Raw genomic sequence first — 24,784 nt, forward strand, 5'->3', positions numbered from 1 at the left:
TCTTCTCCTCCTACACCCAATCCAAAATCTGAATCTTGTTTTTTTCAGTCCAAACGCCGACATCCCCTGTCGGATAGAGGTATTCGCCAGTTTGATGTTTGAATGGATGCGGAATTTTATGCGTCTCCATCCAATCGGCAAGCTCTCCACAAAGTGCCTTGATATCCTTTGCACCGATAAAAATATCTCCAGGAAATCCTACCGGCATGAGCTGATGCTCTTCGCTCAGAACATAGATTTCCGTCTCACACGAAGGATCATGAATAACTGAATAGACCTCTTCTTGATCTGGGTACAGCACGCTGACTTGTGCATTTTTCGCCCAATCGGTGATCATCCGCTCTTTTTCTTTATTTGTCACGATCGTGAAGGAAGAGAGTGGTGTCTCCACTTGTTCTGTCATGGCTTCAAGTGTATGGACCAGCTGCTGCATCAGCGATTGTATTTGTTTTTCTTTATATTGATTGAAGCGGTATGTGACCCGAAGCTCCAGCGTATCTCCCGGGACAGCCACAAGGGTCAGGTCATAGTTGGTTTCTTCATGACTAGCTATGTCTAAGATCCGTACACCATACGGCTCTACAGATTCAATCGGGTAGTTTTCAAACACGACAATGCTGTTAAACAATGATTCTCCATTCGAAATTTGGGTCATCTGCTGAATATCTGGGAGTACGGTATACTCGAATTCTCGCATGTGAAAAACCGTTTCCTGCGTCTGCGTAAGCAGTTCGGCAATGGTCCTGTCTGGTGTGATCGGCAAACGAAGCGGCAAGGTGTTAATAAAGAGCCCTGTCATGCTTTCAACCTCTGGTAAGTCCGCCGGCCGGCCAGATACTGTGACACCGAACACGACATCCTCTGAGCCTGAATGAAGGTGCAAGAGCAGACCCCATGCCGCCTGAATCAGTGTGCTCATCGTGACCTTCTGTGTCCCTGTCATTTTCTCCAGCTTCTGCTGCATTTCAGGCGTCAGTTTGATACTAATTTGATCAATACCTGCTCCTTCATCCGAAGCTTGCTCTCCGTTTCCTGGAAGTGGTGTGGCTTCCTCTACTCCTGACATATAATGTTTCCAGAACTCTTGTGCCTTCTCTTGATCCTGCTTTTGCAGCCACTCAATAAAATCTTTGTATGGACGCACAGCAGGAAGGTTCATCTCTCGTTCATCCACAAGCGAGCGATACATTGAAAAGGATTCCTCAATCAAGCCGAACAGGCTCCAGCCATCAATTAAAATATGATGAAAGCTAAAAACAAACGTGCAAGTTTTCTCGTCACGATGGAATAAAGCGATACGAATGAGCGGTTCAGCCGTATTTTCCAAATCAAAATCCTTTGAACGATCGGATTGTAAATAACGCTCAATGGTTTTCTTCTGATCCATTTCACTCAGGTGGCGCACATCGTGCTGAGTGAGGTGAATGCTTCCTTCTGATTGAATCAATTGGACAGGCTCCTTTAGCCCCTCCCAAGCAAATCTTGTCCGTAAAATCGAATGACGTTCCACAAGCAGATTCCATGCTTTTTCATAGGCTTCGCCGTCCGTTAAGCCTTCGAGTGTCATATGCACCTGACCAAAATACGCCTGTGATGCTTGATCTAACAGTGCATGAAACAGCATCCCTTGCTGCATCGGAGATAATGGATACACATCTACCACATTGTCTGGAAGCTCATCTATTTGCTTTTGCGTCAGCTGGACCATTGGAAAATCAGATGGCGTAAAGCCGCCTTTTGCCTCTACACAATGCGTCAAAATGCCCTCCATTTTTTCTTTAAATCGTTCAGGTAACTGACGCACCTCTTCCTCCTGAAGCAGTTCACGATTGATCATAAAATTCATCTGAAGCTGACCACTGACAACGTATCCGTACACATCGATCAAATGCTGTCTTTCTGCTTTTGGGTCATGTACATGTCCATTTCGTTCATCTGCTATATACAGATTTGCCTCACCATCTATTTGATCTAATTGTCCAAGGTAATTAAAGCTCACCTGCGGCGCTGCCGTTTTAAGTAAACGTGATGCGGTCATGTATTGAAGTAAGCCATAGCCGATCCCCTTTTGCGGCACAGCTCTTAAGGTTTCTTTGACATCTTTAATTTGTCTCTCAACATCGGTTTGAATAAAAGGAATAAAAATAGGATAAGAGCTTGTAAACCAGCCGACTGTCCGTGACAAATCCATCTGTTCAAATAAATCCTCGCGTCCATGCCCTTCTAACGTAATCAGTAGTGGCTTTCCAACAGCTTGCGCAAGTGCTGACAGGAGTAAATCGTTGACCTCTGTTCGGTACGCTTGTGATGCGTGCCTTAGTAAAATGTCTGTTTGATCCTTCGTCAATTGAATAGTCAGGATCTCTGCATGTTCTTCTATATTGAAAAGCGCAGGTGGTTGAAAAGGAGAACCTTCTTCCTCTTGATTCATGATCTTTTCCCAAAAAGAAACCTGCTCTTGTAATTGATCGGTTTGTGCATATTCATAGAGTGCCTCTGCCCACTGCTGATAGGAAGCGGTTTTCTTTGCAAGCGTGATCTCCTGCCCTGCCGCAGCCTGCTTCAACCCGTTTAATACATCTTCCTGTATGATGCGCCACGATATTCCATCCATCACAAGATGGTGGGCTGCGATAAAGAGTTCAGACGTACGATCACTTGTCTGAAAAAGAATGGCTTTGATCACTTCTCCCCGCTCTAATGACAATGTTCCTTGACAAGCGCTTGTCTCCAAGCGAATTTGCTCTAGCGCTTCCTCGTGAGAAATATCCGTCAAATCAAAGAAAGTGACACAAGGAATGATGCCAGGCGCACGAACGGTTTGAATCCATGTACCGTCTGCTGCTTTTGTATAAATGGCTCTCAGCATATCGTGATGATCGACAAGCTTTGAAAGAACTTGTGTTAACTGCTCGGGTTGTATCGATTGCTTGAATTCAATATGCGCTGATAGATTCCAATAATCTTGGTTTGTCATCGATTGTTCAAGGAACCAAGATTGGATTGGAAGCAGACGAACATTTCCTGTAACAGGTGATTGATCATAGGACACAGATACATCTGCTTTTTTCATAGCGCGTGCCAGCTGTGAAATGGTCTGTTTTTCAAATACATCTCTCGGCTGTATGATGTAGCCTTCCTGTGCTAGGCGTGCCACCATTTGTATGACAATAATAGAATCTCCGCCAAGCTCAAAGTAGTTATCCTGAACACCGATTGAAGGAGTGCCAAGAAGCTGAGTCCACACCTTTTCCAGCACTCGTTCTTCCTCACTGAGTGCCTGATCTGCTGGTTTGTCTGCTTCTTCCTGTCTCCACACTGGCGGCGGGAGATGCTTTTGATCTACCTTGCCGTTTGGCGTGAGCGGCAGTTCCTCGAGCTCTATGAATAGGCTCGGTACCATATAATCTGGCAGTCGATCTTTTAACTTGCGTCGAAGGTCTTGCTGAGTCCATTCACCTTTTTGGACAAAGTAACCGATCAGGCGCTTATGACCACTCTCGTGCTGATGCGGAATAACCGCACATTCTACGATGTCTTCAACACTCAGCATAGCGGCTTCAATTTCTCCGCATTCGACGCGATGTCCGCGTATTTTCACTTGATGATCCATTCTTCCAAGGCAGTCGATGATGCCATTTGGGAGCCAGCGGCCCATATCACCTGTTTTATATAAACGCTCTCCTTTATGGAAAGGATGCGGGATAAATGATTGCGATGTTTTTTCTTCATCTCCAAGGTAGCCGAGTGCCAGCCCTGTTCCGCCAACGTAGATTTCTCCAATGACACCCTGCGGAACCGGCTGCAGCTGGTCGTCTAATACATAGGCTTGTGAATAAGCAATTGGCTGACCGATAGGAACGGTCGTCTGCCCTTCGTCTAATGAACGAATGTGATGCACACAGGAGAACGTCGTATTCTCAGTTGGTCCATAGCCGTTTAAAAGCCCTTCCGGTAAATACGGCAGTGCCTTGCGGATATGAGCAGCTGAGAGCGCATCACCACCGACCAATAATGCATCAAATCCAGATAAAGCTTCTGGATGTTCTTCTGTCAATCGGTTGAACAGCGGCACCGTCAGAAATCCTGTTGTGATCTTGTATGATGTCAGTGTATCAGCCAGTGTATCCATTGATAAAACTGTATTTCGATCGGTCAGGATCAGTCTTCCCCCGTTTAGCAGGGCTCCCCATATTTCATACGTAAAGGCATCAAAGGAGAAGCTAGCGATTTGTAAAATACGTGTATGTTCATCAAGGGTGACATAATCTGTTTCACAGACAAGCCGGATGACTGCTTGATGCGGGATCAATACCCCTTTTGGCTGTCCAGTTGATCCTGAGGTGTAATTGATATAAGCGAGTCCATCAGGTTTTAAGGCAGCAGGTATGAGTTCTGCTTCTGATAAAAATTCTTCATATCCTTCATCAAGACAAATGAGTTCGGTTTGACTGATGGACACCTTTTTCAGCCATTTATTTTTTGTCAGTAACAGCTGAATACCTGTATCCCTCAGCATATAATCAATGCGGGCATCTGGATATTCAGGATCAATTGGCACATAGGCGCCTCCTGCTTTCACAATCGCCAGCACCCCAAGAATCATTTCAGGCGACCTGTCGATGAGCAGCCCTACTGGTTCATGCGGCGTCACACCTCGCTGCTGCAGAGAAGCCGCAAGCCGGTCGACTTTCTCTTGTAACACACGATACGTCCACTGCTCTTCCCCGAATTCGAGAGCGATGGCATCGGGTGACTTTCTCACCTGCGCTTCAAACCGTTCAGTGATGAGAAGCGGGCCTGCAGGCTGATCTGTTTTGCCGCTCCATTCATAGAGCAGCTGATGCTTCTCTTTTTCTGGCAGGTAATTCATTAGTCTAATCGGCTGTGCTGGATTTTCACAAATACGCTCAAGCAGCTGCTCGTAGTACTGAAGGAACCGGTCCATCGTATCGTCAGAAAATAAGTCCACATCATACTCCAGTTTTAGTTGAAGACCCTCCGCTCCTTCAAAAACAAACAGGGATAGATCGAATTTGGCGGTATCGTTATCTTCAATGGCTAAAACAGATGTCGCCTCCCCCATCGGAGAAGCCTCAAGAGGAAGATTTTGCAAAACGAACATGACCTGAAACAGCGGCTGTTTGCCAGCCTCACGTACAATATTCAGCTCATCTACGACCATCTCAAACGGCACATCCTGATGCGCATAAGCGCCCATTGTTGTTTCTTTCACCCGTTCTAATAGGTCAGTGAAAGCAGGATTCCCGCTATGATCGATCCGAAGTGCCAGCGTATTGACGAAAAATCCGATGAGCTGCTCCATCTCCGTCCGATTTCTCCCAGCAATGACTGACCCAATCACAAACTCATCCTGTGAAGACAAACGGTGCAGCAAGGTAGAAAAGGCAGTCAGTAACGTCATATAAAGGGTGCTGTCTGTTTTTTTAGAAAGAGCTGCCAGCTGCTCAGACAGCGACTGCGACAGGTGGTATTTTTTCGTTTTTCCCTTGTAGGATTGAACGGCTGGCCGCGGGTAGTCATACGGCAAAACCAAATCTTCTACAGGGACAGCAAATTGCTCCTTCCAATAGGAAACCTGCTTTTGCAGCGTCTCTCCAGTCAAATACTCCTTCTGCCATAGGGCGTAATCCGCATATTGTATTGGCAGCGGCGAAAGATCAGGCTCTCTCTTGTCAATCATCGCTGTATACCATTCAGACAGCTCTCTTGCGGCAATCCCAACCGACCAGCCATCTGACACAATGTGGTGAATGGACATTAGCAACAAATGATCTGTGTCCGACAACCGAATTAGTTTTACCCGAAAGAGCGGATCATACTCTAAGCGGAAAGCTCTGCTTGCCTCTCTTTTTGCCCACTCAGCCGCTTTTTGTTCTTTTTCTTCCTGTGACGTCAGATCTGATAGATCCACCACTTCAAGCTCTGGAAGGGTCATATGCTCATGGATGATCTGCACCGGTTCATCGCCGCTCATGGTAAAGGAAGTTCTGAGCGATTCATGCCTTCGCACCATTTGCTGAAGACTGCGCTGAAGTACCTTCACATCTAAAGATCCATTCATCCGAAAGGAAATTGTATTATTGTAAAATGGCAGATCAGGCTGTAATTGATAGAGAAACCACTGTCTTTGCTGGGCATAAGACATCGGAATCTCCTGACCCTTTGCCATTTTCCGCACCTGTACCGCTTCATCCACTTTTGCATGCGAATCGATCCATGCCGCTAATTCCCCAAGTCTCGTATGCTCAAAAAGAACAGCGAGAGGCACATCAAACCCCATTTTTTGTCTCACCGCAGACAGCATTTGCGTCGCCTTGAGTGAATGACCCCCGAGTAGAAAGAAATGATCACCACAGCTGATATTTGAGACATCAAGCAGTTCGGACCAAATGCTTGCCAAAAGTTTCTCCGTCTCCGTTTGAGGCGCTCTGTCCTCGGCTTCCTGGCCACTTTCCTCAATGAGTGCTTTAAAATACGGTTCATCCGGCATGCCATCCTCTGATTCTTTCCAATATTCCTCAGGAAATAGATGGACGGAATATTCACCAGATAGATGAGACTGCAAAGACGTATAAATGGACTGATACAGCCGTTCTTCAATGGCTTTTGTTTTGTCGGTTTTGAAAAAGACATACACGGCTTTCTCTGTTCGGCTCTTCGCATGGAGCATCTCTTGAATGTCCTGCTTCGACCGATCTAATCCCATATAAATGAGAGGTGCATCTGTCATCAAACATGCCAGCATCGTCTGTAAGCCCGCCCGCTTCGGAATCGGAAGATAGCCTCTTTCTTTTAACATGCCTTTGATCATTGAACCCTCGCTCATGCCGATCTCATCCCACATGCTAAAGCTAAAGCAGTAAGGCTTCACGGTAGATGTCAGCCTCTGATAATGAGCAAATTGTTCAACGAACTCATTGGCAGCGCAATAAGCGCCTACGGTCATCCCGCCCTTTAACGTTCGTGCTGATGAGCTAGAAAGAAATAAGACATTATGCCGTTTAGAAGCCGCTTCATGAAGCGCAATCGTGCCATATACCTTTGCTTCGTACATCGCATGTAAGGACGCAGACGTCATGTCCGCAAGCAGCTCTTCTTGAATGATGCCAGCGAAATGAATCACACCATGCAGCCTTTTTCCATGAGCCACCTCTTGTCTCGAGATAAGGGCTTCAAGGGCTTTTGCATTCGTCAAGTCCACTTCTTCATAATGAACAGTGCCGCCGCGTTTTTCCGCTTGTTTCTCAAGTGAGGTCAATACGTCTTGCTGCTCCGCACTTAAAGCTTCTCGTGCCTTTCTTCCAAGCAGCACAAGATGCGCGTGATAGGATGTTAGAAGATGTTCACTTAGCATCCGTCCTATTCCGCCAAGCCCGCCCGTCATCACGTAAAGCCCGGATGATTCAAATGGCGGTTTTTTCCTCTTTTGTTCCCTTTCCAGATGAAGCGGCGCTATAAGAGGAATATAACGAACACCTTCGCGATAAGCAGCGACATGCTGACTTGTGCCATGGATGAGCTCTGTCATGATCGCCGATACATGAGAATGACCAACCGATTCTGTGAGAGAAAAATCAAGACATCGCACCTTGATAAACGGCCATTCATGCTGAACAGCTGTCATCAATCCCGCTGTTGTTGCTTTTTCCACATGATGTACTTTGTCTTCTGGCAAATTCATCGCATGAGCGGAGACAAAGGTCATCTCTACAGGTTCCTCATAGGCGGCGATCGCTTTTGTTACATACAATGCACTCATGCTGCCAGCTTTCTGTGCTTCCTTCGCTATTTCCGCCTGTAATGTGTCTTTCTTGTTTGTGTAGTTCCAAAGGTGAATGATTTGTTTCACCGAAACGCCATACGAACGGAGCGTCTCAAAGAGTTGTTCGTAGTCTGACGGCCGATTCGGGTGGATGATGAAGTGAGTGGGTGTGAGTTGTGTGAATGCTTGACCCGGTTCAACCGTGATATAGGTTTGTTCATGGTTTGAGAGGAATTTCAATTGATCTGCCAGCCCTAACTCATCTGCAAAGATCACCATGTCCCCTTCTGTTTGCTTTTCCGTTTCATGAAGCGGAGCGGGTGTCCACTTCTTTTGATAACTCCAATCAGGCAAGGTATGTTCATTTTCAAGTCTGATGTCCAGTTCCTTGATGATTTCGTCAAATTCACCTTCCTGCCACCTTGTCTTGAGCTGTGCCCTTTCTATTTTTCCAGAGCTTGTTTTCGGAAAGGCATGCTTCTGGACAGGAATAACCCTTGATGCATAAAGACCCATTTTTGTCGCAATATGGGTTTTAATGTGCTGGCTAGCCCTCATGATATAAGCAGGCTCATACAGCTTCGGTGTAAAAAAGAGAATCAGTTCATCGGATGCAGATGCCTCCATCCGAACGGAGCAAGCTGCCACAAAGCTTGTTTCTACGCCGGGTACTTCCTCTGCCATGGCTTCAATTTCATAGTTGTGATAATTTTTCCCGTTGATGATGATCATGTCTTTTTCTCTACCGGTTAATGTCAGTCTTCCTTCATGCAGAAAACCTAAATCACCCGTGTGGAACCAGCCCTCTGTTTGAAAAACCTCTTGATTCGCTTCGTCATTCTTGTAATAGCCCTTCATTGTCGTCGGCCCTTTGATTTGCACGCTGCCAATATGATCTTCGGGAAGAAGCTCATGCTCATGGTTAACGATACGAATCGTAATACCCGGAATCGGTTTCCCGAGCTCTGTAAAGCTGACGGTTCCAGTTTCGCGTGCCTCTGCTGGTCTTAGCTGCTCTGTCAGCGATGTTTCCTCAAAGGTCAGTACCCCGCTGTTTTCATCTCCCCGCTCAATCGCAAAAGAGAAGACAACGGCTGATGAGATTTCTGACATGCCGAAAGCTGGTCTGATGACATCTCCTTTTAAGCCGTGCGGAGCGAGCAGGTGTAAAAACCGGTGAATCGTCTTCGGTACGACCGCTTCTGCCCCATTGATCATACAAGTCATAGCAGAAAGATCCCACGATCCCGAAGAGATTTCTTTCTCATAATCATTGATCATCGCAAATGCGAAGTTAGGTGCCCATGTCTTCGTTGCACGATAGCGGTCCATCCAGTCAAGCCAGCGCAGCGGCTGAGCGATGAAGTCATCTGTTCTTGCTCGAATTTGCTCACAGCCTGTGTACACATTGACAAGATGGAACATGACAATGCCGCCAATATGATCTAATGGCATCCAGTCTAACGAGACATCCTCTTGTGTAAACCCATTGGCTGCCACTGTTCCTTTGACATTCGCCAGCACACTTCTATGAGAATGCTCTACGCATTTAGGCATCCCCGTACTTCCAGACGTTAAGATAAAAAAGACGGAATCATCGGGCGTGACTGGGTGTGCTTCTAGATCTCTTTCTAAAGTAAGCATTGGTTCAACGGCTGCCACACGTAATTGATCTGTATGCCACAGTAAAGCCAAGCCTTGCACCTCATCAATCAGCGAGTCATCCGTGAGAATGAGCGGATGCTCCAGCAGGTCCCAAGCGTGATGAAGCTTCTTCACTGAGGCATTCATTTCCCGATAGGTCGGGGCTGCCGACACAAGTGTTGGGACAAATCCGCCTAACACACATGCCCAAAAAGCCGTGACCATCGCATGATTCGATGAAAATTGAAAGAACACAGGATCTCCTGGCTCAAGCCCTAGTGCCCTTAAACCCGTCAACACCCGCTCGGCATCCTCCTTTAACTGCGCGTAGGATTGCGTGAGCTCGTTTTCACTATTGATGATATAAGTCAGCCCATTTGTTGTTTTGGCTGCCTCAGTTAGAGCGTCCTGCAAGGTTTGAGCTCCTGCCCGAACATCTATATCCCCTCCATAGGAAATGGCTGGGGGCATGTCCGCTAAAGCAGGTGAAGCCATTTGCGTTTGTATCCATTCAGCTGCGGCCTCCTGCTCCATGTGTTGGTCTAGAAATAAATGAGAGAGGTGATATGGCCGTGGTCGAATGGTTTTTTCACGAGAAAAAACAGCGAAGCGTTCGATTTCGTTGGTTTGTAAAATGGTTTTCTGTACATCTTGTAAAATCGTATCCATTGATTCATGTACATTCGATTGATTAATGGTTGATGGTTTCATATGAGTTCCTTCCCTTTTTTGTCAGGCAGGGCTGCCAATGTGCACCCCTGCCTCATCTAAAGTTCACAAGACTGTTTCTCTATTTTTATGATGGACTATTTCTTTAATTAGCTGTGCATTTCGGGCGGCACATTCTTTGTTTTTGAACATGTCGGCGTGCTGACCATAGCCTTGATATTGTCGATAAGCGCCGGTCGTCGCAGTTTCCCAATGTTCCATCCATTCTGGTATCGCAATGTTTTCTTCGGATTGGATGAAATCAATGTTTGCTTGTATCTCTCCTTGGTTCACCCCCTTAACAAAAGTTTCATAGTAAGCCCTCGTTTTTTGAGCAAGCGCGTCTTGAATGAGCTCCGCTTGGGCAAGTTCACTTTGCTTCGACTGATGGACGATCGCTGCAATATCGTCATCAATGGATCGTCCTTCTAAATCACTTTCTCCTATTTTCTTATAGGAATCGATCATGATGACTTTTTCGACGGTCCGCCCTGCTTGTTCGAGCGATTGAACAAGCTCAAAGGCTAGGTAGCACCCGCCAGAGTAACCCATCAAAGTCAGCGGTCCTTCAGGCTGAAGGTGCTGGATATGCTGAACGTATTGCGTGATTCGGTGATCAGCTTCAATAAAGTCAAAGGCGATCAAACGAACACCATCGAGCGTTTTTGCGGCTTCCTGATAGATAAAGCCATAGCCTGGTAATGGGGGTAGAGCAAAGACTGTTGGCGTTTGAGATTCATTGAATACAAGATAGCCGGCTGCTTCCTGATCCTGCTGTTGAATATAACGGCTGATTGCTTCAATGGTAGGCGTCTCAAACAGCAAGTGAATAGGCACCTGAACATCGAATTCCTTCGACATCTTGGATAAAAGCAACATCGCTTTTAATGAATGCCCGCCAAGCTCAAAGAAATGGTCATCTGTGCTGATATCTTCTCGTTCAAGCACTTCCCGCCACATCACAAGTAGCTTTTGTTCTACCTCATTTACCGGAAGCTTCACATGACGGTTTCCTTGAGGCAACGCTGGCTTTGGCAGCTGACGTTTATCAACCTTTCCATTTGGCGTAAGTGGTATTTTCTCAAGTCTGATCAGGTCATGAGGCTGCATGTAAGCCGGAAGTTTTTCCTTCAGCCCTGATTTGATCACATCCAGTTTATCCTTCCACTCCTCCTCACACGTCATATAGGCGAGCAGCCTTGTATGCTGCGTGTTATGCTGATCAGCTATAAGAGCCGCTTGATTTACACCTGGATGCATGAGAAGGTGGGCTTCAATTTCTGACAGCTCAATTCGGTGACCGCGAATTTTCACCTGATCATCCACTCTGCCTGCATACTCAATCAAACCGTCCGTTCGAAAATAAGCCAAGTCTCCTGTACGATACAGCCTTTCTCCCGCAGCGAATGGATGCGCGATAAAGGCTTGTTTTGTCAGATCAGGACGATTCAAATACCCCTTCGCAAGCCCTTTGCCGCTCAGACAAAGCTCTCCGACCATTCCAATCGGCTGAAGCTGCCTGTGCTGACTCAATATATAAGCACCCGTCTGGTTGAGCGGCTTTCCGATTGGAATCGAACGGGCTTCCATCGGCAGAGCCTCATCGACTGGATAATAAGTGGCGAATACTGTTGATTCGGTTGGGCCATAGACATTGATGAGTCTGCCTTTCCCCATGACAGCAAAGGCTTTCCTCACATGCTGTACCGATGCCCGCTCTCCTCCGAATAGCACCTTGCGCACACTACGCATCCAGTCGGTTTCTTCATCAACAAGGAGATTAAATAATGCCGTTGGAACAAACATGACAGAAATGTTTTCCCTTTTAATCAATCCCGTCAGCTCGCCCATGTTTAAAATGGTCTCTTTTTTCGGCAAGACAAGCTTCGCTCCGTTTAAAAGTGCGCCATACACATCAAATGTAAAGCCATCAAATACGCTGTTGGATAATGACAGCAGTGTATCTGTTTCTGAAATGGTTAAGTAGTTTGTATTTTTGACCACCCGGGCAATATTGGAATGGGTCGTCATGATGCCTTTTGGCTGACCTGTTGTACCAGACGTATACATGATGTAAGCCGTATCGTGTAAGCCTGCTTCAAGCGGCAGATTCTCTGAGCTCATCAGTGAAATTTCTTGATCATCTGCAAACAGATACTTTCCATCAAACGCAAGTCCCTTCACTTGACCGATAAAGGATGAGTGAGTCAGTAGATGCGTTGCCCCGCTGTCTTTAAGCATGTATTGAATGCGGCTTTCTGGATAATCGGGATCAATTGGCACATAGATTGCACCTGCTTTTAAGACAGCAAGTAGACTGACAATCAGTTCAGGCGTGCGGCCCGCTAAAATGGCGATGACCGTTTGATGCGTGACCCCATTTTTTTGCAAATGTCTTGCCAATCGGTTAGCTTGTTCATTCAGCTCCGCATATGTCATCGTGTGCTCACCTGCTGATAATGCGACCGCATTCGGCTGTTTGCGGACATTATGCTCAAACCATTTCGACAAATATAGCTGGTCATGCTCAAGCTCGGGCGCATTCCATTCCTCAAGAATCAGCTGCTTTTCCTGTTTCGTGACAAGTGTAAGTGTATGAACCGATTGATCAGGATGCTTGATCGCCTCGCTCATCAATAAACTCAGCTGCTCCTTTAACCGTTGAACAAATTGAGGATCAAATGCTTTTTTGTTAAAGGCCAGCTTCAATTGCAATTGTTCTCCTGGTGATGCCAGCAAATTGAGATCATAGTTCGATTTTTCATACACATTCATGTTTTCCACAGTAAATCCTAACCGCGCCTCTTGCTCGTCCTTCTTTGCGGCTGGGACATTTTCAAACACGACAATATGATCAATGAGTGGCTGATGACCTGTATTTGCCTGAATATCATAAATCGGAATATATTGATGCGGCTCGGCTGCAAGAGACTGCTGCTGCGTTTCTGACAGAAGAGAACGGAATGTCATATCATCTGTCAGCTGAATTCTTCTTGGGATGACATTGATGAACAAGCCAACCATTCTGTCAACACCAGCTAAATCTGCCGGACGTCCCGACACAACCGTGCCAAACAGCACATCATTTGACCGCTGATATCTGCTCAGCAGAATTGACCAGACCGATTGCAGCACACTGCTTAACGTTGCATTTTGCTGGAACGCTAACTCTGATAAAGCAGCCGTTTCTGCCTTACTCATCGACCATTCCAATTCGCCTAATTCATGTTCATTCGTTTGCTTTCTCTGTTCTTTAAAGGTAGATTGCCCATCAAACCCGGCTAATGATTGCTGCCAATATTGAAGTGATGCTTGTTTATCTTGTTTTTCAAGCCATTGAATATATTCTTTGTACGGTTTAACCGGTTCCAGTTTGTAAGGGATGTCATGTAAAAGGGCATGATAAATCGCAAATAACTCCTGCACCACAAGCCCAAAGCACCAGCCATCAAGAAGGATATGATGGTAGCTCCATATCCAGCGATAGCTGGCAGGGCCCGTTTGGAAAACAGTTGCCCGCATGAGAGCATCCTTCGAAAGGTCAAATCCTCTCAGGCGATCCTGTTGTTTAAATGTCTCAAGACGTACAAGCTGTTCGTTTTCAGAAAGATTCTGCATGTCCACCACATCAAGCGTAAAAGGACGTTTCTTCAGCACAACTTGGACAGGGCGCTTCACTTTTTCGTGGAGAAATACGGTACGAAAAATATCGTACCGCTCCACGATGACGTTCATGCTTTTCTCAAGTAAGTCATGACGCAGTGTGCCCTTTACGTTCATATCCATTTGCTCTACATAAAAGCCCTTTTCTTGGTGATGGAGGGTATGAAACAGCATGCCTTCTTGCATCGGTGACAGATAATACATGTCTTGAACTTGATCCCTTTTAAATGAACTCATCTATTTCATCCTCCCTTCCCGTTTTTATGACTGATCTCATGTTGTTAGGTCAATTTCTCCTCAAGCATGTCAAATATATCGTCCATTTCATCCATTTCAAGGTCACCAGCAGAGAAATCACTTGGCGTAAATTCTCGTTCGTGCTGCGCTAAACAATGAGTCATGATGGATTGGATTTTTTCTTTTAGCAATGCCATGAACTGCTGTATCGTTTGTTCTTCATATTCATCTGTACAATAGGAACACGACATCATGAATCGATTATGTTGAACAAGACCACTGAGATTCAGCTTATAGACAGCTTCTGAATCAGGGCTTGCTTGTCGTCCCATATCATAGGCGGACGGTCTAAAGAGTTCTGTCGTCACTTCTTGATCAATCTGCCCCAGATAGTTCAAGCTGATTTCAGGTTGTACATGCTGTCCTGACGATTCAGTGGCTGTGAGGTATTTTAAAATCCCGTAGCCGATCCCTTTATTCGGGACACGCCGCAGCATCTCTTTCGTTCCTTTAATAGCCTCAGCTACGGTCTGATCCGGCTTTGCTTTCAGTACGACTGGGTACATACTCGTAAACCATCCAACCGTGCGGGAGACATCCAGCCCTGATAAAATATCCTCTCTTCCATGACCTTCAAGCTGCACATGTACATGGGATTCACCTGTCCACTCCTGAACGGCAAGACCGAGCGCACATAGAAGAATATCGTTCATTTCCGTTGTGTACGGTAGATGAATGTCTGTTAAAAGATGCTCGGTTTCAGACTCTGAAAGCTGCATCTGTACTGCTTTTGTTTGAGCAACTTTTCTTTTCGTTACTTCATGATCAACAGGTAAAGTGGTCATTGGCGTCCTGTCAATCTCATTCCAGTACTCACTTTGGCTTTTTAACGGCTTGGACTGTGCGTATCGTTCGATCGCCTCTGCCCATTCTTTAAAGGAGTGGGTTTTAGGCGGTAGGACGAGCGTTTGTCCTTGGGCTGCCTGTTGATAAAGAGACATAAAGTCCTCTAGTAAAATTCGGCATGAGACACCATCAATCACAAGATGGTGTGTCACGATAAGTAAGTGATCGCCATCTTTTGCACGGAAACAGATCACTTTCATGAGCGGACCTGTTTCGAGGTTCAGCTGACGCTGATACTCGTTGGCATAGGTGGAAATGGCTTTTTTCACGTCGTGCTCTTTAGAGACATCATGAGAAATAACCGCAATCGGTTCAGTGAGCTCCCGCTGATTGTATTGCAGGATGCCGCCATCCTCTTGCCTGTATACCATGCGCAGTGCATCATGATGTGAAAGTAATTTCTGCATCACTTGTTCTGCCATCAAAAGGTCAAATCCATTTGGCGCATGAAGCATCATCGAGAGATTCCAATGATGCTGGTCAGTGAATGTTCGTTCAAAGAACCAGCGTTGAATTGGAGTCAACATGACTTCCCCTTCAACCGATGATTGGTCGGCTGTCAGTTGATCAGCTTCTTCGATATATGGGCGCAGCTCGGCAATGGTTGGGTACTGAAATAATAGCTTCATATCAAGCTTCCAGCCCGCTTGTGTGAGCCTGCTTGCCATTTGAATGCCTTTAATCGAATCTCCGCCAAGGAAGAAGAAGTGATCGTGAATGCCGACTTGGCTGACGCCAAGCACGTCTTCCCAAATGCCGCATAGTAGTGTTTCCACTTCGTCTCTTGGCGCTTCGTATGCTGTTTGGTTCGCTTCCATATTTGGTGCTGGCAATGCTTTCAGATCGACCTTGCCATTTGCCGTCATCGGCAGTTGGTCAAGCTTAATGATCCATGAAGGCACCATATAGTCTGGCAACGTTCGTTTTAGACTTTCTTTTAGGTCGGTCGTTTCTTCATCTGTGATGACGTAAGCGGCAAGGGCATCCTGTTCGCTGGCATCTTTCACCGTTGTCACAACTGCTTCTTTGACTTCTGCCAGCGCAAGGAGCTGCGCCTCAATTTCTGACAGCTCAATCCGGAAGCCGCGGATGTTGACCTGATGGTCTTTTCTGCCGAGATAGATTAGCTCGCCATCCTCTGTCCATTTCACTAAGTCGCCTGTCAGGTACATACGCTCACCTGGATAAAATGGATCTGGGACAAAGCTTTTCTCTGTTTCCTCTGGAAGATTCCAGTACCCTCTTGCCAGTCCTTTTCCTGCGATCACAAGCTCACCCGGTACGCCTGGCGGCGAGAGGTCATATAACGAACCCATAATGTAAAAACGGGTATTGGCAATCGCTGTTCCGATCGGAAGCGTGCCTTGATCTGGATCGATGATCCCGCTTGTCGCCACGACGGTGTTTTCTGTCGGACCGTAGTTATTCACGAGTTGATATGGAACTGGTTTTACCTGTTTCAGCTTGTCTCCTCCTGTTAGTAAGTAACGCAAGGAGTGATTGTCCATCGACATAAACTGCTCGCATAGCTGAGTTGGCAGGAATGCAATGGTGATATTTTCGTCATTGAAATACGCATTGAGCTTGATCATATCGAGACGAATCGCTTCATCAATGATGTGCAGCTCTGCGCCGGCAATCCATGTCGGGAACATTTCCCAAATAGAGGCATCAAAGCCAAAGCCGGCATATTTGGCGGTTCGATCCGCATTTGTCACTTGAAAGGCATCATTGTGCCAGAACGCAAGATTCACAAGGGACTGGTGCTCGACCATGACACCCTTCGGCTGTCCTGTCGTTCCCGATGTGTAAATCATATAGGCGAGATCTGTTGGTTTGACATGAACCTGAATTTCTTGCGCTTCGCCTTCTACGGCATCTTCTATCAACAGGACATGACCTGCAAAGGAAGTTGGTGCAGTTAATCCTTTTTGCATGAGAAGAACCTCTGCCCCGCAGTCTTCCAGCATGTAGGCAATACGCTGATCCGGATAATCCGCATCAATTGGAACGAATGTCGCACCTGACTTGAGGACGCCAAGGACGGCTGCCGTCATATCAAGCGATGGGCGAGTCAGAATACCGACACGATCTCCTCGTTTTATGCCCCTTGAGATAAGTCTTGAAGCGACTCTATTCGCCCGATTGTTCAGCTCTTCATACGTCCAGCTCGTTCCGCAGAAGGTCGCCGCTTTTTGATGAGGTGTCTGGTATGCCTTAGCCTCAATCAGTGCATGAACCGTTTGATCTGACGGTACATGTAGCACAGGGCCTGACCATTCATTGATCAGCTCTTGTTTTTCCTCTTCATTTAAGATCGAAAGCGATGAAATTGGTTCATTTAGCTTCGCCAGCATCTCGTCTATGATTTGTTCATAATATCGACTCCAACGCTGAATGGTCTTCTTTTTAAACAGCGCTGTTGCATATTCAAAGCGTAAGCCCACTTTGTCCTTTTCTTCGAATACACCGAGCGTTACATCGAATTTTGCTTGAACTGTCTCTTGCTGTTTTTGCGAAAGCTTGAGTCCATTTAGTTTCGGTAATGTCATATCACGGTCATCCGTTGTCAGCATGACACTAAACAATGGGTTGCGGCTAGTGTCTTTCGGAAGATCTAACTGTGCTACCAATTCCTCAAACGGAAAATCTTGATGTTCATAGGCTGATAGACTTCGATCTTTCATTTTTTCAAGCAATTGTGCTGTGGTTTCCTCGAGTTGCACTTCATGTCGAAAAGCCAGTGTATTCACAAACATGCCTGGAACCCGTTCGATTGAAGCATGTGTACGTCCTGCTGTGACAGCGCCTATGACGATATCTGTCTGCCCAGTTAATTTGGAAAGGAAAATAGCAAATGCCGTTTGCATGACCATGTTCATGCTTACACCTTTTTCAGCCATGAGTGCTTTAATGGTCTGCACCTTCTCAGGAGATAACCATCTATCGACTCGGTCTCCTTCAAATGACTGGACATGAGGGCGCGGAAAATCAAGTGGCAGTGCCAAATCTTCAGGTGGCTCTGCGTATTGCTCCAGCCAATATTGACGCTGTTTCTGGAGCAGCGCTTGCTGCTTTTCTTCCTGCTGCCACACCGCATAATCCTTGTAGTGCAGCTGAACTGGCGGTAACGTCTTTTTCTCATACAGCTCTGCCAATTCTTGAATGAGCAGACTGCGTGTGACACCATCTGCGATGATATGGTGCATATCCATCATGAACACATATTTTTCTTCAGAAAACTTCGCCACCTTTGCCCTCATTAATGGTGCTTGATGTAATGAGAATGGGGTGATGAATGCGTCTATGACAGGTTGCTCATGACCTTTCTCTACTTCAACAACCTCTAACGTAAACGGCACTCGGCGATACACTTTTTGAACGGGTACGCCGTCAATTTCTACAAAGGCTGTCCGCAATGATTCATGTCGTTCGATCAAGGCTTGCAGCGCTTCTTCTAGCTGCTTTACATCTAGACTGCCTTCCATCATCAATACGGCAGGCATATGGTAAGTCACTGCTTCTGGATGCAGCTGCTGCAACACATACATCCGCTTTTGAGCAGAAGAGACAGGATAGAAATCTTGCTTCTCCGCCGGCTGAATGGATGTCATGTCCGAGGAACCCACTTCTTCTAAATAAGCTGTCATCGCGCGTATCGTTGGCTTTTCAAAAAGGACTTTGAGCGGCACATGCTTGTTCAGCTTGGCTTGCATTTTTGAAATGAGCACCATGCCTTTGAGGGAATGACCTCCCAATTCAAAGAAGTGATCATGCACACCTATTTGTTCAACCGCAAGTACTTCTGACCAAATATCGCAAAGCGTCTGCTCAAGTGCCGTGTCTGGTGCTACATGGACCGCGCGCTTCATATGCACCTCGTGCGGAAGCGGCAGAGACTTCGCATCTACCTTTCCGTTTTGCGCGAGCGGGATGTGGTCGACTTTGACAAAGTACGTTGGGATCATATAATCCGGCAGTGTCTCCGCAAGCTTTTCTCTAAACGTCAGTGTTCCAATCGGTTCAGGCGCCTTGTAATAGAGTGCAAGCTCTGGTAAACGGGACATATGAAGTACTTTGACATACACCTCTTGAATGGATAATCGTGCACGTGCGGCATGCTCAATTTCCTGCTTCTCAATACGATAGCCGCGGATTTTTACTTGATCATCTATTCTTCCGAGAAACTCTATGTCTCCATTTGCATGCTGTCTGACCAAATCTCCTGTACGATACATCCGTTCTTCAGAAAAATACGGATTTTCTAGAAAACGCTCTGCCGTTAATTCAGGCTGATTCAAATACCCTCTCGATACACCTTCCCCTGATATATAAAGCTCTCCAGGTGCGCCATAAGGGACGAGGCGCTGCTGACGATTGAGTACGAGCGCTCTTGTATGAGCAATTGGCTGCCCGATCACAGAGCGATCCTTGAGTGTGCCTAGCTCTTGCTTTGTGATCAGCTTGGTCACAGTTCCAATGGTTGTCTCTGTCGGGCCGTAGTGGTTCATCACAGCCACACATGGATGCTGCTCCATAAATGTCTCAACGTCCTCAGAGACAATCGGTTCTCCTCCAAGTATGACAAGGCGTAAAGCGTTAAATGCATGATCCTTCGAATCTGCCATCATATGAAATAAGGATGGTGTCATTTTGATATAAGTCAGCTCTTGTTCATCAATTAAACGCATGAGTCGTACCGGGTCTGTATACACATCTTCACGAGGCACATACAGGGTTCCTCCTGCCTTTAAGACAGGGAAAATGCTTGTGTAACCAAGATCGTATGCATAAGAAGAAAGCAGTGCCGTCCGATCGCATTCTTGCAATGTCACCTCATTTGTCAGCCAGTTAACGTAGTGTGATAGATTACGATGCGTGAGCTGAACACCCTTCGGTTTTCCTGTTGTCCCAGATGTGTAAATCACATACGAAAGTTGATTGGCTGATGCTTCCGGTAAATCTAGCGTGCGGCTTTGAAGTACTGCTTTTTCAACCTGCACGACCTGAATCGACTTGTGATGTTGATAGGACCCTGCAAGAGACTCATTTGTTACGATCACTTGTGCACCTGAATCTTCTAACGTGTAATTGATACGTTCCGCAGGGAAGGCCGGATCAATTGGCACAAATGCACCTCCTGCTTTCATCACACCAAGCATTGAAACGATGACATAGACAGAGCGATCAAGAATCAGCGCTACAGTCTTTTCTTTCTCGACGCCACGTATCTTCAGTTCACTGCCAAGCGCATTTGACATGTCTTCCAGCTCGCCGTAAGTGAGCTTCCGTTGATCATCCATCACCGCAATGGCATCTGGTGTTTCCTTTGCCTGACGTGAAAATTGGACGTGGAAAGGCTCATGATGATTTGTTTGCACTTCGTCTTTTTTCTCCAACCGCTCTATTTGCTCATGCTGTTCAAGAATAGGGAGCAAGCCGATCTGTTCCTCCGGGTGTTGGACCGCTTCATGAATAATCGCCAGAAGATGCGTTCCGAATCTGCGGACCGTCTCTTCTTTAAATAACGCCGCTGCATAGTCAAAGCTCAGCTTTAATGCTCCCTCTCGTTCAAATGCTTCTAGAGACAAGTCAAATTTGACTGAGTGATGCTGTATGGCATAAGGCGAAATGTGCAGGTCGCCGAGCTTTAGTGCGGGAACCTCCATGTTCTGCATGTTAAATGACACGCTAAAGAGCGGGCTTCGGGTTGTATCACGATCTAACGGAAGACGTGCAATTAACTCTTCAAGCGGATAGCTTTGATGAGCAAAAGCATCAACACTCGTTTCTTTTATTTCTTCAAGCAGCTGTAAAAATGTTTTCGTTTGCTCTGGTTTTCCGCGTATCGCAACGGTGTTGATAAACATCCCTGGCATGTCCTGTATATCAGGATGTGTCCGTCCTGCAACAGGGGAACCAACGATGATATCTTCCTGACCGCTATAGGTGGCAAGCAGCACCTGAAAAGCAGATAACAAGAACATGTACATGGTCGTATCTGTTTTCTGAAGCAGGTCATGAATCCGCTGAGTCGTCGCTTGATCACAGCCAAACATGAATCGTTCTCCTGAAAAATCACGTTCCGCTGGACGCGAGAAATCAGTTGGCAGCTCTAATACTGGCAAGTCTCCTTCGAATTGCTTCAGCCAATAGGCTTCATGCTCCTTCTGTTTCTCCGTCTCTTCTTCACTTAACTGCCAGACAGCGTAATCTTTATAATGAATGGCTCTTTCTGCAAGAGCTTCGCCATCATAGGCCTTCGCCAAATCTTGTATGAACGTCTTCATGGAGCTGCCATCTGTAATGAGATGATGTGCTTCCAAGACGAGAAGATGACGGTTTTCACTGACCTTCAACAACTGGGCTCGTAATAAAGGCGCAGCTGTTAAATCAAATGGTGATTGATGTTCAGAAAGAAATGCCTCCGCCTCTTCTTCCTTGATATCATGAACAGGAAGGTCAAATCCCGTCCATTCATTCACTCTTTGAACAATATCTTCTCCATTCATATGAAAACTCGTTCTTAGAATTTCGTGCGTTTGGATCAACTGATCGAACGCCGATTTGAGCCGCTGATATTCGAGCGTTCCTTCAAGCGTTAAGACGATTGGAATATGATAATTCGTGCTGTCTGGTTCAAGTGTCTGCAAAATGTATAAACGGCGCTGAGCTGGTGATACCGGATACTCGTCCGCCTGCTCTGCTGGTAAAATCGGATGCCCCATTTCTTCTTGACCATCCTGATCGATATATGTTGCTAATGAACGAATCGTCGGCTTCTCAAAAATCACTTGAATCGGCATTTCCTTTTGAAGCACCTCTTGAATCTTCGCGGACATCATCATCGCTTTAAGAGAGTGCCCGCCAGCCATGAAGAAATGTTCATCTACTCCTACCGTTTTTCCAAGAAGCTCCTCCCAAATTTGAGCGAGTGCCTTTTCTGTCTCTGTCTCAGGCGGAATGATTTCCTTTTTCTCCTGATACGCTTCGTCCGGCTTTGGTAAAGCTTTTCGATCTACCTTGCCGTTCGATGTGAGCATAAAAGCATCCAGCTTCATCACATGGTGCGGCACCATATAAGCTGGGAGCTCTTGATTAAATAAATCTCGCACTTCTTCTTCTGTCATTGTCCCTGTGAAGTAAGCAGTGATTTCCTTTTCATCTGAGGAAAACGAATGGACAAGCACAACCGCATCATCTATGCCCTCTTTTTGCTGAAGCACTGATTCAATTTCACCAAGCTCAATACGGAAGCCTCGAATTTTCACCTGATCATCTGTCCGGCCGAGGAATTCGATTTGGCCATCCGCGCCATACCGAGCCAAATCCCCTGTTCGATACAAACGGCCTGACGGCTTAAAAGGATTTGCCATGAATACTTGATTGGTCAAATCTGGACGATGGAGATACCCTCTTGCGACACCATCCCCGCCAACATACAGCTCTCCTGGCGCTCCAATTGGCTGCAATCGTTGATCATCATCTAAAATATAAGCCGACGAATGGTTAATCGGCTGGCCAATTGGAATTGGACCCGTTTCATCTCCTCTTACTTCGTAAATGGTCGAGATGGTTGTATTTTCTGTTGGACCATAGGCATTCAGCAAAACAAGTGCTGGATGATGCTGTTTCACAAGCTCCGCACTCTTCACATTGATCACGTCACCGCCTGTAATTAATGTGGTTAATCCTTTGAACATTTGTGGCCGCTGCTGAGCGAGCTGATTAAATAATCCAGTCGTTAAAAAGAGCGTCGTGATCTGATGTGTTTGGATAAATTGTTCAAATCGATGAATATCCAATAAAGTATCGCGGTCAACAGGATACAGCGTCGCCCCACCCAGCAGCGTGGTAAAGATTTCAAAGGTAATGGCGTCAAAGCTGACGGCCCCTGTATGAGCCATACGATCCGACTTATTCAAGCCTAATTTCTCCTGAGAGCAAGCCAATCTCACAATATGCTGATGCTCAATTTGAACCCCTTTTGGCTGTCCAGTTGATCCCGATGTATACATGATATACGCCAAGTGAGATGGAGACGTCCTGACTGATACATCCATGTGTGAGTGATGAGGCTGACTCGTCACATGTACAGCCTTGATCTGTTCATCAACTGGCGGCTGACTATCAGCATGAAGCAAAATGGATGCGCCACTGTCCTCAAGCATAAATCGGATTCTTTCTTCAGGCTGCGAAGGATCAATCGGCACATAAGCTGCCCCTGCGTGCAGAACTGCTAAAATGGCAATCACCGCATCAGCTGATCGGTTCATATACACTGCAACAGCATCTCCTGGCTGTACGCCTTTCTCAATAAGACTGCCAGCTAAACGACTGATTTCTTGTCCGAGCTCCTCGTACGTGAATGTTTGATCGCCTTCAACTAATGCCAGATGGTCAGGCTGCGCCTTCACACGTTCATTGAGCAGCTCAGGAATAGACAGATGCTTCGGATAATCTCGCTCCGTCTGATTCCACGCTTTGATCTGCTGCTTCTCCTCTTCCGTGATACACGTCACGTCCTGAAGGCGTACTTCAGGGTTTTGGATGATTTGCTTCATGAGATTGGTTAGATGTTTCGATATGTTTTCAATGATCTTTTCTTCAAAAGCTATGGCGTTGTATTTGATTTTCAATGTCCATGTTTCACCTGGATACACAAGGATATTTAGGTCAAAATTCGTTTGTTCAAATCCGTCCTTTACATCAATGGAAAAACCAAGACGTGCAGACATGGTGTCACCAGACAGCTCCTGATCTAAAGGATAGTTTTCAAACCCAACCAAATGATCAAAAAGCTGCCCTCCAGCAGCTGTCTTCTGCTGAATGTCATAAAGCGGCATAAAATCATAGTTTTCCGCTTCCAGTGCGTGCTGCTGAACCTTTTGAAACAGCTGTTTAAACGTCTGTTTCTGATCCAATGTCACTCGAACGGGTATCGTATTGATAAACAGCCCTGCCATGCGCTCAATTCCAGATACACTTGGAGGTCTGCCCGATACAACGGTGCCGAATGTGACGTCATCAGCTGCATGATAGGTGCCTAAAAGAACAGACCAGACAGCCTGAAACAGGTTCGGGGCTGTCACTTGGCATTGTCTTGCTACATTTTGAATGGCTTGTACCGTTTGAGCATCCCATGTAAACGTCCATTCCTGATGGTCGTATTGTCCGTTCGCTTCTTTTTGCTGCAGCAGCCCTTGATGCTGAACCGCTCCATCTAGACGCTCCTGCCAATAGCTTTCCGCTTCTTGTTTATTTTGCTTTCCAAGCCACTGGATATAATCTGCATAAGGCTTACCCTGTGAGCGATCCGGCGTTCGACCGTTCCGAAAAGATTCATAGTAATGAAACAGTTTTTTCATTAAAACACCCATGGACCAACCATCCATGATGATGTGATGGTTGCTCCAAATTAGATGCCAATTTGTTTCATTTAGTTGAAAAACAGCGACCTTCAATAACAGATCATTTGTTAAATGAAATCCTTGCTTTCTCACTTGTTTTTTATATTGATCCAATACCTTTTGCTGCTCTTGATGATTCAGATGTGATAGATCCTCTCGATACACATCGAGATGACGTTCAGCAAGTACAACCTGACGAGGCTTTTGTAATTGTTGATAAACAAAGGCTGTACGGAGAATGTCATATGTCCGTATGAGCTCATTGAGACTTTTTTCAAAAAGAGCGTGATCAAATTCTCCGCTTATTCCAAGCTCAAGCTGTGTGAAATAAGAGGAGGAATTAGGGTCTAGCATGGCATGATACAGCATGCCCTCCTGCATGGGTGTTAAAGGATATACCTTTTGAATCTTCTGCTTGCTCATATGTCCA

At 46.1% G+C, this 24,784-nt stretch carries 3 protein-coding genes; all 3 read right to left on the reverse strand.

The features are described 5' to 3' along the window. Positions 1-10 precede the first annotated feature (10 nt). Positions 11-10,141 (reverse strand): non-ribosomal peptide synthetase, encoded by a 10,131-nt coding sequence (locus MHH40_RS08465; RefSeq protein ID WP_340900932.1) that lies wholly within the window; start codon positions 10,139-10,141, stop codon positions 11-13. 63 nt (positions 10,142-10,204) lie between these two features. Further along, complete coding sequence (locus tag MHH40_RS08470; protein ID WP_340900933.1) at positions 10,205-14,038, reverse strand: non-ribosomal peptide synthetase; 3,834 nt, start codon at positions 14,036-14,038, stop codon at positions 10,205-10,207. A gap of 44 nt (positions 14,039-14,082) precedes the next feature. Beyond that, positions 14,083-24,777, reverse strand: a complete 10,695-nt coding sequence (locus MHH40_RS08475) for a non-ribosomal peptide synthetase (RefSeq protein WP_340900934.1) — start codon at positions 24,775-24,777, stop codon at positions 14,083-14,085. Between the last annotated feature and the right edge of the window lie 7 nt (positions 24,778-24,784).

Origin of the sequence: Bacillus sp. FSL K6-2431 (assembly GCF_038005165.1) — a bacterium.
Taxonomy (GTDB): Bacteria; Bacillota; Bacilli; order Bacillales; family Bacillaceae; genus Bacillus; species Bacillus pumilus.